General features: G+C 46.3%; 10 protein-coding genes and 1 pseudogene. 9 read left to right on the top strand and 2 right to left on the bottom strand.

Annotation, left to right across the window (positions count from 1 at the left end):
* Nucleotides 1-91: 91 nt before the first annotated feature.
* Complete coding sequence (locus CAGA_RS08695; protein WP_135659914.1) at nt 92-2,182, bottom strand: sodium-translocating pyrophosphatase; 2,091 nt, start codon at nt 2,180-2,182, stop codon at nt 92-94.
* A gap of 235 nt (nt 2,183-2,417) precedes the next feature.
* Here CAGA_RS08695 and CAGA_RS08690 point away from each other — a divergent pair, with 235 nt between their 5' ends.
* The 9 genes from CAGA_RS08690 to CAGA_RS08650 all read left to right on the top strand — a co-directional run bounded on the left by CAGA_RS08690 (nt 2,418) and on the right by CAGA_RS08650 (nt 11,756).
* Nucleotides 2,418-3,287, top strand: coding sequence for a DMT family transporter (locus CAGA_RS08690; protein ID WP_135659912.1), 870 nt, complete (start codon nt 2,418-2,420; stop codon nt 3,285-3,287).
* Between the two features lie 89 nt (nt 3,288-3,376).
* Nucleotides 3,377-4,549, top strand: a complete 1,173-nt coding sequence (locus tag CAGA_RS08685) for an alanyl-tRNA editing protein (protein ID WP_135659910.1) — start codon at nt 3,377-3,379, stop codon at nt 4,547-4,549.
* 17 nt (nt 4,550-4,566) lie between these two features.
* Nucleotides 4,567-5,589: a threonine aldolase family protein gene (locus CAGA_RS08680; protein ID WP_135659908.1), complete on the top strand. Its 1,023-nt coding sequence runs from the start codon at nt 4,567-4,569 to the stop codon at nt 5,587-5,589.
* 269 nt (nt 5,590-5,858) lie between these two features.
* Nucleotides 5,859-7,049 carry an acetyl-CoA C-acetyltransferase gene (locus CAGA_RS08675; protein ID WP_135659906.1) on the top strand — a complete coding sequence of 397 codons (1,191 nt, stop codon included), beginning with the start codon at nt 5,859-5,861 and terminating at the stop codon, nt 7,047-7,049.
* Nucleotides 7,050-7,080: 31 nt separating this feature from the next.
* On the top strand, nt 7,081-7,857 hold the full coding sequence (locus tag CAGA_RS08670) for an enoyl-CoA hydratase-related protein (protein WP_135659904.1): 777 nt from the start codon (nt 7,081-7,083) through the stop codon (nt 7,855-7,857).
* Between the two features lie 29 nt (nt 7,858-7,886).
* The gene (locus tag CAGA_RS08665) at nt 7,887-8,726 is read left to right on the top strand and encodes a 3-hydroxybutyryl-CoA dehydrogenase (protein ID WP_135659902.1); all 840 of its coding nucleotides are present in this window, start codon (nt 7,887-7,889) and stop codon (nt 8,724-8,726) included.
* A 36-nt stretch (nt 8,727-8,762) separates the two neighbouring features.
* Nucleotides 8,763-9,902, top strand: coding sequence for an acyl-CoA dehydrogenase (locus CAGA_RS08660; RefSeq protein ID WP_135659900.1), 1,140 nt, complete (start codon nt 8,763-8,765; stop codon nt 9,900-9,902).
* Between the two features lie 30 nt (nt 9,903-9,932).
* A complete protein-coding gene (locus CAGA_RS08655) occupies nt 9,933-10,715 on the top strand; it encodes an electron transfer flavoprotein subunit beta/FixA family protein (RefSeq protein ID WP_135659897.1) in 783 nt (260 codons plus the stop codon).
* Between the two features lie 18 nt (nt 10,716-10,733).
* Complete coding sequence (locus CAGA_RS08650) at nt 10,734-11,756, top strand: electron transfer flavoprotein subunit alpha/FixB family protein (protein ID WP_135659895.1); 1,023 nt, start codon at nt 10,734-10,736, stop codon at nt 11,754-11,756.
* 280 nt (nt 11,757-12,036) lie between these two features.
* Here CAGA_RS08650 and tnpA read toward each other — a convergent pair.
* Nucleotides 12,037-12,452 (bottom strand): annotated as a pseudogene (gene tnpA / locus CAGA_RS08645) (IS200/IS605 family transposase).
* Nucleotides 12,453-12,670 lie beyond the last annotated feature (218 nt).

Here is a 12,670-nt window from a genome sequence, read left to right as displayed (position 1 = left end):
AAAACTGGACACCATTAATTGATATTTATAAAAGCAAAGAGGCTTCCGTTGTTGCGGAAGCCCCTTTGCTTTATGATAGATGTAAATCATGTTATCGGATGAAGGATAAAGTCAGGAACAGGGTGGACATCAGCGAAGATACAAGGGAAACCACCGTAATCTGCGTGTTAATCGACGGTCCGGCGGTGTCTTTAAACGGATCCCCGACGGTATCGCCGACAACCGCAGACTTATGTGCGTCGGAACCTTTGCCGCCGTTGTTTCCGGACTCAATGTATTTTTTGGAATTATCCCAAAGGCCGCCGGCGTTGCTCATAAACAGGGCAAGGAGCAGGCCGCTGATAATATTGCCGCACAGGAAACCGCCAATGGCCTGTACGCCACCGATAAAGCCGACGATGATCGTCAGGATAATCGTAACAAGTCCTGCGGGAATCAATTCTTTTAATGCGCCGAAGGTGGCAATCTCAATGCATTTATCGTATTCGGGAGCAACGCCCTCTTTTCCTTCCTTTAAACCGGTAATTTCACGGAACTGGCGGTGGATTTCGGAAACCATTCTCTGCGCGTTGCGGTCAACGCCAAGCATCAGCATGGCGGAAAATACCGCCGGGACGGAAGCCCCGATCAGAAGCCCGAAAAAGACAATCGGATTCATAACGTCAAACCCGGTCAATCCTTTTACTCCAAGCGCTGCGGCAGCGTCATTTACTTCGCTGATGAAAGCGCCGAGAAGTGCGATTACGGTCAGGCCCGCTGCTCCGATCGCAAAGCCCTTGGTCACCGCTTTTACGGTATTGCCGGCGCTGTCCAGCGCGTCCGTAATTTCCAGCACGTCGTCGCCCAAATTCCCCATTTCGGCAAGCCCGCGTGCGTTGTCCACGATGGGGCCGTAAGCATCGTTGGAAATAATCATGCCCACAATCGAGAGCATTCCGACCGCAGACATCGATATCCCGAACATCGCATATCCGGGACCGATCGGTTCGCAAAGCTTATATGCGGCCAACGCGGAAATGGCAATTCCCATCATGGCGGGCAGCGTACTGATAAATCCATAGGATATGCCGGATAAAATCGTAAATGCCGGACCGGATTCGGAGGCCTTTGCAACTTGATGGACCGGTTTTTTTGTATCGTCCGTAAAGTAATCGCTGGCAATGCCGATGATAACGCCGACCAAAAGCCCGACGATGCTTGCGCCCCAAATGCGCCACTCAAACTGGAAAAGCCAAGTGGCGGCGGCTGTTAACAGGGCGAAAATTGCGGTTGTTACATAAGTGCTGCTGTTTAATGCTTTTGTAGGGTTGCCGTGTTTGCCCATTCTGGCGGTTGCAACTCCGATAATTGAGGCAAATAAGCCGACGGCCGCGTAACAGAAAACCAAGCTGGTGTTTGTGATTCCCCCGGCAACATTGTCCAAGGATGCCGCGATTACAAGCGCCGCGGCCATGGAAGCAACGTTTGAATCGAACAGATCGGCGCCCATGCCGGCTACGTCTCCAACGTTATCCCCGACATTATCCGCAATAACCGCGGGGTTTCTCGGGTCGTCTTCGGGAATGCCAAGTTCCACCTTACCGACCAAATCCGCACTAATATCCGCAGTTTTTGTAAAGATGCCGCCACCCGCTTTTGCAAATAAAGCGAGGGAACTGGCGCCGAAGCTGAAACCCAGCAGCGCGGTGGTATTGTTTGTAAACAGCATGACGAGGGAAACGCCAAGGAGAGTTCCCCCAACAACTGCCATGCCCATCACTGCTCCTCCGCGGAAGCCGGACATAAAAGACGGCTTGATGCCGCTTTGCGCGGCTTCTGCTGTTTTCACATTGGCTATGGTTGCGATTTGTATACCGACCACGCCGGCGATTGCAGAGAAAATCGTTCCGCATATGTAGGACAAAGCCATAACAAGGTTATCAAGATAATGGCCGTTCCATACAGGGGTTGGGAGGAAAAGGAAAATGAGGAGCGCCGCCACACCGGCAAATTTCGCTAAGACGATGTATTCCTTTGTTAAAAAAGTATTCGCGCCGTTTCGGATTAATTGCCCTACCTCAGCAATCCGAGGGTTCGACGATGGTTGCTTTTTAACCCACTGGTAGAGCCATGCCGCGAATAAAAAAGAAAGAACAGAAACAGCAATTGAAGCAACTACAAAGAATGTAATTGTAAACTTCATCTGTAACACTCCTCGTTAATAATTTCTTCATATTTATTATAACAGCATCTTAGTTGTAAAAATAGATTAAATTAGACGATTTTATTTCAATATAATTGTAGGAAATAATAAAAATTTAACTAGGTAACTTCCTCTATGCAAAGATTTTAAGAATTGCAATTTTTAAAATAAACGCTTATTATATAAAAGATATTCAAAGAAAGTCGAAATCGGAATAGAATAAGGGGAATAAAATATGATGATGCCTTTGAACCCGCAAAAACATGCCGTTTTGTTAATGGCTGCCTGTGCAACCTTATGGAGTATTGCCGGTATCTTTATCAAAATGGTACCGTGGAATCCTTTTGTAATTGCAGGATTTCGCAGCGGAATCGCGGCAGTAGTTGTTGTTCTTTTTTTAAGGGCTACCGGAAGGCATATAAAAGTGAACCTGTATTCTATCGTGAGTGGTCTCTTTATTGCGGGGACATTTTTTGCGTTTGTAACAGCGAACAAAATGACTACGGCGGCAAACGCGATTGTTCTGCAATTTACATCTCCAGTATTTATCATGATTTTATCCGCGTTTTTCTTTCGTCAGCGCTTCTATAAGGCGGACATAATCGCGGTGGCATTCACATTGACCGGCATATCTTTGTTTTTCTTCGATAAGCTTGGTACGGGGAATTTGATTGGAAACTGTATTGCGATTTTAGCCGGTTTGTTTATGGCGGGAATGTATGTCTTTACCGGGCATATGGATGACGATGCGCGTATGAGCGCGATATTGTTTGGACATTTGTTCACCGCTGTTATTGGAATACCGGTTGCTTTTTTTGTGCCGGCGCCGGTTACGACGGCTTCCGTTTTAAGCATTTTAGCCCTTGGGGTGTTTCAGTTGGGCATTCCTTACATCCTATATGGATTGGCCGTTAAACATTGCCCGCCGCTTGCCTGTTCGCTGATTGGTGCAATTGAACCGCTGCTGAATCCGGTTTGGGTATTCCTGTTTAACGGCGAAAAGCCCGGTTGGTTTGCCTTTGTGGGAGGGATCATCGTAATCGCCGCGGTTACGGGATGGTGTGTCTGGCGTGACCGGTACGTATCCCTGAACAAAGCGGCGTAGGCGTAATTAATGAAACAGAATGATCTGGCTATACAGATTCATAATAAAATACAATCTCGAATGCAATTATTAGGAAAGCAGGGAAGAAAGTGGAGCAGGAAACAGAAAAACTCTATTATCAAAATACATACTTAAGGACATTTACGGCAAAAGTTCTTAAATGTGAAAGGCAGGAAAATGTTTATCATGTTGTTCTGAACCGAACAGCTTTTTATCCGGAAGGCGGCGGGCAGCCCGCGGATACAGGTGTTATCAACACCGTTAATGTATTGGATGTTCAAGAAAAAAAGGGCATTATCATCCACAAAACTGACAGGCCGCTTGCGGTGGGGTCATCGGTAAGGTGCGGGATCAACTGGCCGCGCCGCTTTTCGCTGATGCAGCAGCATTCCGGCGAGCATATCGTATCCGGGCTTGTTCACCGCTTTTATCACCTTGACAATGTCGGTTTCCATATGGGTGCAAAAGCAATCACCGTTGACTTTAATGGCGAACTGGGCGAAAACGATCTTGCTTTGGTCGAACGGCTGGCCAACGAAGCGGTTTTCCGCAACATCGAAATAAAAACCGATTGTCCTTCGGAAGAAGAGCTGGCTGTTTTGGATTACCGCAGTAAAAAAGAGCTTACAGGGAAGGTGCGCATTGTAACGGTCCCCGGTTATGATGCCTGCGCCTGCTGCGGTACGCATGTGGTCAGAACAGGTGAAATCGGCGTAATTAAGATTATGTCCGCACAGAGGTATAAAGGCGGCACGCGCGTCAGCATGTTGTGCGGGGACAGAGCAGTCGCCGACTACAACGAAAAGGAAAAGAGCGTCGGCGCGGTTTCCGTGCTGCTGTCCGCCAAGCCGGAAGAAATCGGCCAAGCGGTGGAGCGCGTGCTGGAAGAGAACGCCTCGCTGAAAAAGCAGCTTGCCGAAATACGGCACCGGATGCTTGCAGAACAAGCGGAAAGTGTTCCGGAAGGTACAAAAAATCTCTGTTTGTTTGAAGAAAACTTAACCCCGAATGACCTGCGGACATTCTGCCTGCTGCTCTGCGAGCGATGCAGCGGGATAGCCGCGGTATTTTCCGGCGATGAAACACAGGGCTACAAATATGCGATTGGCAGCACGAGCGAAGACGTCCGGCCTTTCATCAAAGAATTCAATAAAGCCTTGAACGGACGCGGAGGCGGTTCCAAGGGACTTGTTCAGGGTACGGTAAAGGGGAGCCAGAAGGAAATTCACCGATTCATTCGCAGATCCTTTGAAAATATGTAACGTCGGAGGAAGACAGTATGTATAGTTTTAAAAACGATTACAGCGAGGGAGCGCACGCGAAAATTCTGGAGGCTCTTTCCAAAGTCAGCGGGGAACAGAACGCCGCCTATGGGATGGACAGCCATAGCTTGAACGCTGCAAATCTGATTCGGAAAAAAATGGGTCGCGGCGATGCCGACATTCATTTTCTGGAGGGCGGCACGCAAACAAACCTGATCGCCATTTCCGCTTTTTTACGTCCCTGGGAGGCGGCGGTTTCTGCGGAAATCGGTCATATTAACGGGCATGAAACCGGCGCGGTTGAAGCAACTGGGCACAAAATTCTAACGGTAAAGGCTGACGAAGGGCTTCTGACGCCGCTGCTTATAAAACCGATTCTGGATTCCTATACAAGTGAACATACCGTAAAACCAAAGCTTGTGTATATCTCTGACTCTACCGAAGTCGGTACGGTTTATACGAAGGCTCTGCTGTCCCAACTGAGCGCTTTTTGCAGGGAGAACGGCTTGTATCTTTATTTAGACGGCGCGCGCCTGGGTTCGGCGCTTACGGCGCAGGGAAACGACCTTACGCTGCGGGATTTGGCGCAGCTCTGCGATGCTTTTTCCATCGGAGGCACCAAAAACGGCGCGCTTTTGGGCGAAGCTCTGGTCATCTGTAATCATGCATTAAAAGATGATTTTCGCTACATACTGAAGCAAAGGGGTGCGATGCTTGCAAAGGGTATGCTTTTGGGCGTGCAATTTGAGACGCTGTTCGAGAAAAATTTATATTATGAGTTGGCGGAACATGCAAACAATATGGCGGAATTGATGCGAATTGCGATCCGAAATTCAGGATTCGAATTTCTTTCCAATTCTCCCACCAATCAGATTTTTCCGATTTTACCCGATGATTTCGTCGATAAGCTTCGGCAGAATTTTGATTTTGAAATTTGGGAAAAGACCGATCCTCTTCATACGGCAATCCGCCTCGTTACATCTTGGGCTACACCTGAACAAGAAGTTGAGCGTTTTATCCATTATTTTTATGAGTTATGATAAAATTTGATTTTTGTAGCAATGTAAACATTCAACAAATTTGATTAGAAAACAACGAAATATTTTATAGCTTAAAACAAATAACCTATAATTTTTTAAATTATATTAGACATTATGTGAAAAGTGACTAGCAAATTTATCGCAATTTTCGTTTTCTTGTATTGCAAAACAAAGCATATTGTGATATATTTAACATATCACTTACGGTTAGTATGTAATGTAATTATTATCAAGGTATGTAGTGTAAAAGATGAATGGAGGAAATTTTTATGTCAAGAAAAGTCGTATTGGCAGGTGCCTGCCGAACAGCAATTGGTAAAATGGGTGGTGCGTTATCGAATGTTCCCACACCGACTCTTGGTACAATTGTTATTAAAGAAGCAATGAAACGCGCAAACATTAAGCCTGAGCAGGTTGATGAAGTTATCATGGGCTGCGTTTACCAGGCTGGACTTGGACAGAACGTTGCGCGCCAGTCGGCTGTTTTTGCTGGTATTCCGGTAAGTGTTCCTGCTTTCACCTTAAATAACCTTTGCGGTTCCGCATTGAAGAGCGTTAACGTTGCTGCGGCTTTAGTTGAAGCCGGTGAAGCGGATATCATTATTGCCGGCGGTATGGAAAACATGTCCGGCGCTCCGTATCTTCTTAAAAAAGCCCGTTTCGGTTATCGCATGAATAACGGCGAGCTGCTTGACTCCATGATTCATGACGGCTTGGAGGATACATTCAATCATTACCATATGGGTATTACTGCTGAAAATGTTGCAGAGAAATATGGCCTTACCCGCCAGATGCAGGATGAATTTGCAGCCCTCAGCCAGCAGAAATGCGAAAAGGCGCGTGCGGAAGGCAAATTCGACGAAGAAATCGTTCCGGTTCCTGTCAAAGTCAAAAAGGAAACCATTATGTTTGACAAAGACGAAGGCCCCCGTTCCGGCGTTACTGTTGAGAGCCTTTCCGGCTTGAAGCCTGCTTTCAAAGAGGGTGGTACTGTAACCGCGGGCAATGCTTCCGGAATTAACGACGGCGCGGCTGCGATCGTTGTTATGAGCGAAGAAAAAGCAAAAGAGCTCGGCGTAAAACCGATGGCTACTTGGGTTGCAGGCGCTTCCGCCGGCGTTGATCCTTCCGTTATGGGACTTGGCCCGATTTTCAGCACACGCAAGGTTATGGAGAAAACCGGCCTTACCGTTGACGATATGGATCTTATTGAAGCAAACGAAGCGTTTGCCGCTCAGTCTTTGGCGGTTGTCCACGATCTGAAACTCGATATGAACAAGGTAAACGTTAACGGTGGCGCAATTGCGTTAGGCCATCCGGTCGGATGCTCCGGCTGCAGAATCCTTGTAACTCTGCTTCATGAAATGAAGCGCAGAAATTCCAAGTACGGTCTTGCTACACTTTGCGTAGGCGGCGGCATGGGTGTTTCCGCTATTGTTAAAATGGGCGAGGATGCTTAATTAAAGCGGAAGAAAGAAGGGTAATTGGATTATGAGTTACGTTAAATACGAGCAAAAGGGATTTATCGGGACCATTACCATTGACCGTGAAAAAGCACTGAATGCGTTAAATAGTGAAGTGCTGAACGATTTGGAAGCTGTCATTGACAGCATTTCCATTGACGATACAAGATGCGTTATCATCACCGGTGCGGGACAAAAGTCTTTCGTCGCCGGTGCCGATATCGGCGAAATGTGCAATAAAACAAGAGCAGAAGCGGAAGCCTTCAGCGCAAGGGGAAATGCAGTTTTTAGAAAAATTGAAAAACTGCCGATACCGGTCATTGCGGCTGTAAACGGTTTTGCACTTGGCGGCGGATGCGAGCTCGCCCTTAGCTGCGATATCCGCATTGCGTCGGAAAACGCTGTGTTTGGCCAGCCTGAAGCCGGCTTGGCGATTGTTGCCGGTTTTGGCGGTACGCAGAGACTCGCGCGCACAATCGGCGTTGGCAAGGCAAAAGAAATGCTTTATACCTGCTGCAAAGTGAAAGCGGACGAAGCGTTGAAAATCGGCCTCGTAAATGCAGTTTATTCTTCCGACCAACTCATGGCGGAATGTGAGAAGCTGGCAGGCAAAATCGCTGCAAATGCTCCGATTGCTGTTCGCGCAACAAAGAAAGCAATCAACCTTGGCTTGCAGACAGATATCGATACAGGCGTTCAAATTGAAGCCGCGATGCATGCCTCCTGCTTTGAAACACAAGATCAGAAAAATGCGATGACGGCTTTCCTGGAGAAACGTAAACCAGAACCGTTTGTTAACAAATAATTAAAATATATTTATCAGGAGGAATAAAAATGATAGTTGGTATTATTGGCGCGGGTACCATGGGTTCCGGTATTGCCCAGGCATTTGCTCAGACCGACGGGTTTACAGTAAAGCTTTGCGATATTAACGAAGAATTCGCCGCCAGCGGGAAAAAGAAAATTGCCAAGAACTTTGAAAGACTTGTTTCCAAGGGCAAAATGGATCAGGCGAAAGCGGATGCGATCCTTGCTAAGATTACAACCGGTACACGAGAAATTGTTTCCGACTGTGACTTGATTGTAGAAGCAGCTCTTGAAAAAATGGAACTGAAGAAGGAACTGTTTAAGGCATTACAGGGCATCTGCAAGCCGGATGCAATTTTTGCTACAAATACTTCTTCTCTTTCCATCACGGAAATTTCCAGCGGCCTTGACAGAGCGGTTGTCGGTATGCACTTCTTCAATCCTGCTCCTGTAATGAAGCTGGTCGAAGTTATTGCCGGCATTACAACCCCGGACGAGACAGTAGAGAAGATTAAGCAGATTTCTGTCCAGATCGGCAAAACACCGGTTCAGGTTAAAGAAGCTGCCGGCTTCGTTGTAAACAGAATCCTTGTCCCGATGATTAACGAAGCGGTTGGAATCTACGCTGACGGAACTGCCTCTGCGGAAGATATTGATACGGCGATGCAGCTTGGCGCAAACCATCCGATGGGACCTCTGGCTTTAGGCGACTTGATCGGTTTGGATGTTGTTCTTGCTGTAATGGAAGTACTCCAGTCTGAAACAGGCGACAGCAAATATCGTCCTCATCCTTTACTCCGGAAAATGGTTCGCGGCGGATTGCTGGGAAGAAAAACCGGTAAGGGTTTCTACGATTATTCAAAATAAGCAGTTGTTGCAAAAATAGATTTTGGAGGAACGAGTATGGATTTCGTACTTAGCAAAGAACACGAGATGGCTCGCAATCTCTACAGAGAGTTTGCGGAAAACGAAATAAAGCCGTTGGCTCAGGAATTGGATGAACAAGAGCGTTTTCCAACTGAAACAGTAGAAAAGCTTCGTAAATACGGTTTTCTGGGAATTCCTTTTCCGAAGGAATACGGCGGACAAGGCTGCGACACTCTTGCCTATGTCATGTGTATTGAGGAAGTAGCGAAAGTCTGCGGAACAACAAGCGTTGTTATTTCCGGACATACTTCTTTGGGTGCTGCTCCGATTTTAAAATTTGGTACTCCTGAACAAATCCAGAAATATTTTGTTCCGCTTGCAAAAGGTGAAAAATTGGGCGCTTTTGCGTTGACGGAGCCGAATGCCGGTACGGATGCTTCCATGCAGCAGACAAAAGCCGTACTGGAAGGCGATCATTATGTATTGAACGGTAGCAAAATCTTTATTACCAACGCCGGCTATGCAGATACATATATTGTTATTGCAATGACGGATAAGAGCAAGGGCACAAAAGGCATTTCCGCTTTTATTGTTGAGAAAGACTTCCCTGGCTTCAGCGTTGGCAAGAAAGAGAAGAAGATGGGTATTCGCGGTTCTTCTACCTGCGAGCTGATCTTTGAAAACTGCATTGTTCCGAAAGAGAATCTTTTGGGTAAAGAGGGCAAAGGTTTCAACCTTGCTATGAATACTTTGGATGGTGGCCGTATTGGTATTGCGGCACAGGCTTTGGGCTTGGCTGAGGGTGCTTACGAAGAAACCGTCAAGTATGTAAAGGAAAGAAAGCAATTCGGCAAACCGCTTGCTAAATTCCAGAACACACAGTTCCAGCTTGCCGATATGGCAACAAAAATTAAGGCTGCCCAGATGCTCGTATACCGCGCTGCGATGGCGAAAGACACGCAGAAGGTTTACTCCGAGGAAGCGGCAATGGCAAAATTGTTTGCAGCCGAAGTTGCGATGGAAGTTACTACAAAGGCAGTTCAGCTTCACGGCGGTTATGGCTACACCAGAGAATATCCGGTTGAGCGCATGATGCGTGACGCGAAGATTACAGAGATCTACGAAGGCACCAGTGAGGTTCAGCGCATGGTTATTTCCTCACATGAACTCAAGTGATTCAATAAAGCCCAAAAGGAGTGACAATTTTTGAATATTGTAGTTTGCATTAAACAAGTTCCTAATACAAATGAAGTCAAACTTGATCCGGTAACCGGAACGCTTATCAGAGAAGGCGTTCCCAGTATTATTAATCCCGATGATAAAGCTGGCCTTGAAGCCGCCCTCCGCCTGAAAGACGAACTCGGCGCTCATGTTACAGTACTTACCATGGGGCCGCCGCAGGCTGACGCAGCCCTGCGCGAAGCGCTCGCGATGGGTGCGGATGAAGCAATTCTGGTAACAGATAGAGCATTCGGCGGCGCCGATACTTTGGCTACCTCCACAACAATTGCAGCTGCTCTTAAAACCCTTCCCTATGACCTGATTATCACAGGCCGTCAGGCAATCGATGGCGATACGGCTCAGGTTGGCCCGCAGATTGCGGAACATCTTGGCATTCCGAATATCAGCTATGCAGAAGAAATCAAAGTTGACGGTGATTATGTTACTGTAAAACGCCAGTATGAGGACAGATATCACATTGTTAAGGCGAAAATGCCCTGCCTGATTACTGCGTTAAGTGAATTGAATCAGCCGCGTTATATGACTCCGGGCGGAATTTTTGACGCTTACAGAAACGCAGAAGTTAAGATCATTACCCGTAAGGATATCGATGTTGAGGATTCTGCCATTGGCTTGAAAGGCTCACCTACCAGAGTTGCGCAGACATTCACAAAGAGTTTGAAGGCAGCAGGTCAGCTTGTTAACCTTGACCCGCAGGAATCCGCAGAATTTATGCTGGAAAAGCTCAAAGAAAAATTCATTATATAGTTGAAAGTGGTGAGCAAAATGGATATTCAAGAATATAAGGGCATATTTGTTTTCGTACAACAGGTAGACAATAAAATCGCTAGTGTTTCCTTTGAACTTCTTGGTAAAGCCAAAGAGCTTGCAAAAGATATGGAAACAGAAGTAACGGCAGTTCTGCTTGGCTATAATGTTTCCGGCCTTTGTAATGATTTAGCGCGCTATGGTGCGGATAAGATCATTATGGTCGACAATAAGGCTCTTGAAGTATATGCTACGGAGCCTTATACACACAGCATGTGCAAGATTATTGAAAAATATAAGCCTGCAGTCGTTCTTTACGGCGCAACTGCAATCGGCCGCGATCTTGCTCCCCGCATCTCTGCTAGAGTCAAGACTGGCTTGACTGCGGACTGCACGAAGCTGGAAATTGCAGACGATGGCACGAAGAATCTGAGAATGACCCGTCCTGCTTTTGGCGGCAATATTATGGCGACCATTCTTTGTCCGGAACATCGTCCGCAGATGGCAACTGTCCGTCCGGGCGTTATGCAAAAAATTAAGCCGATCGAAGGTGCAACAGCCCCTGTTGATAAATTCGATATTGAAATCGGCCCGGATCATCAGAATGTAGAAGTTCTCGAGGTCATCAAGAAAGTATCCAATAAAATGGACATTCAGGATGCGAAGATTCTGGTTTCCGGTGGTCGCGGTATGGGTTGCCCCGAAAACTTTAAGCTTCTTCAGGATTTGGCCGATGCTCTCGGCGGTACGGTAAGCTCTTCAAGAGCTTGTGTTGACGCCGGCTGGGTTGAAAAGGATATTCAGGTTGGCCAGACAGGTAAGACGGTACGCCCGAATCTCTACATAGCTTGCGGTATTTCCGGTGCGATTCAGCACCTTGCAGGTATGGAAGAGTCCGATGTGATCATTGCGATCAATAAGGATGAGTCGGCTCCGATCTTCGAAGTTGCGGATTACGGTATTGTTGGTGATGTTACGAAGATCCTTCCTATATTCACAGAAGAAGTTAAAAAGGCAATGGCTGCCCGCAACAACGCTTAATTTCAAATTAAGGCTCCGCATGCTTAAAGCGTGCGGAGCTTTTTGCTGCGCGAAACCCCCGGCAAGGGCGAGGATTATTGTAGTTATATTATTGTAGCTATTATAAATTTTCTATTGAGCTAGTCAATTTCCGGGTGAGCAAAGTGAGTCAAAACCTCCGGCTAAGCCGGAGGCATGATTAAGCCCTAGAAGGGCATATTACGAACAATACCCCTAAAGGGGCCGAAAAGGTCTGCCAACTGTATTGCTTTTTCGGGGCTACCCCTTAAGGGGTATTTATTTATGCCTTGGTTTCTTTGCTACCCGTAAACGGGTCAATATATTCTTTAACACTCATCTGATCTGCTATCTGATCTTCTTCCAATTGCTTTTTTATGTATTTCTGTATCTGCTTTTTATTTCGTCTTACTGTATCAACATAATACCCTCTTGCCCAGAAAGGTCGATTCCCATATTTGTACTTTAAATTCGCATGCCTATCGAATATGATAAGACTACTTTTTCCTTTAAGTATCCCATACTGTGCTACGCTATATTTGGGTGGAATACTTATCAACATATGTATATGGTCGGGACAAACATTCGCCTTTATTATTTCTACTCCTTTTTGCTCGCACAGCTTTCTGAGTATTTGCCTATGTCTGTTCTTATATCTCTGTAGATTACTTGTCTACGATATTTCGGCGCAAATACTATATAATATTGATATCTTCATTTGGTATGTTCTAAACTATTTATGTCTTTCATCTTGAAGACCTCTTCGATATTTTTGTTAGGTTGACAGACCGATAGAGTACAATAAAGTTCGCAATTTCGAGAAGGTATAGAAAAGCCATTGGGACTCCTTTAAAATGAATGGTGTCAAGACATTCAAAAAGGAGTTGGTCCCAATGACTCAAGGAAAGAATAACACA

Source organism: Caproiciproducens galactitolivorans, assembly GCF_004768785.1.
Classification (GTDB): Bacteria; Bacillota; Clostridia; order Oscillospirales; family Acutalibacteraceae; genus Caproiciproducens; species Caproiciproducens galactitolivorans.
The sequence above is the reverse complement of the archived record's forward strand: the minus strand, read 5'-3'. Positions and strand labels throughout refer to the sequence as shown.

Excerpts from the sequence above, each read along its gene's own strand:
- CAGA_RS08695 (WP_135659914.1), bottom strand. The coding sequence starts at position 2,182 with ATGAAGTTTACAATTACATTCTTTGTAGTTGCTTCAATTGCTGTTTCT.
- CAGA_RS08675 (WP_135659906.1), top strand. The coding sequence starts at position 5,859 with ATGTCAAGAAAAGTCGTATTGGCAGGTGCCTGCCGAACAGCAATTGGT.
- CAGA_RS08680 (WP_135659908.1), top strand. The coding sequence starts at position 4,567 with ATGTATAGTTTTAAAAACGATTACAGCGAGGGAGCGCACGCGAAAATT.
- CAGA_RS08665 (WP_135659902.1), top strand. The coding sequence starts at position 7,887 with ATGATAGTTGGTATTATTGGCGCGGGTACCATGGGTTCCGGTATTGCC.
- CAGA_RS08660 (WP_135659900.1), top strand. The coding sequence starts at position 8,763 with ATGGATTTCGTACTTAGCAAAGAACACGAGATGGCTCGCAATCTCTAC.
- CAGA_RS08650 (WP_135659895.1), top strand. The coding sequence starts at position 10,734 with ATGGATATTCAAGAATATAAGGGCATATTTGTTTTCGTACAACAGGTA.
- CAGA_RS08670 (WP_135659904.1), top strand. The coding sequence starts at position 7,081 with ATGAGTTACGTTAAATACGAGCAAAAGGGATTTATCGGGACCATTACC.
- CAGA_RS08690 (WP_135659912.1), top strand. The coding sequence starts at position 2,418 with ATGATGATGCCTTTGAACCCGCAAAAACATGCCGTTTTGTTAATGGCT.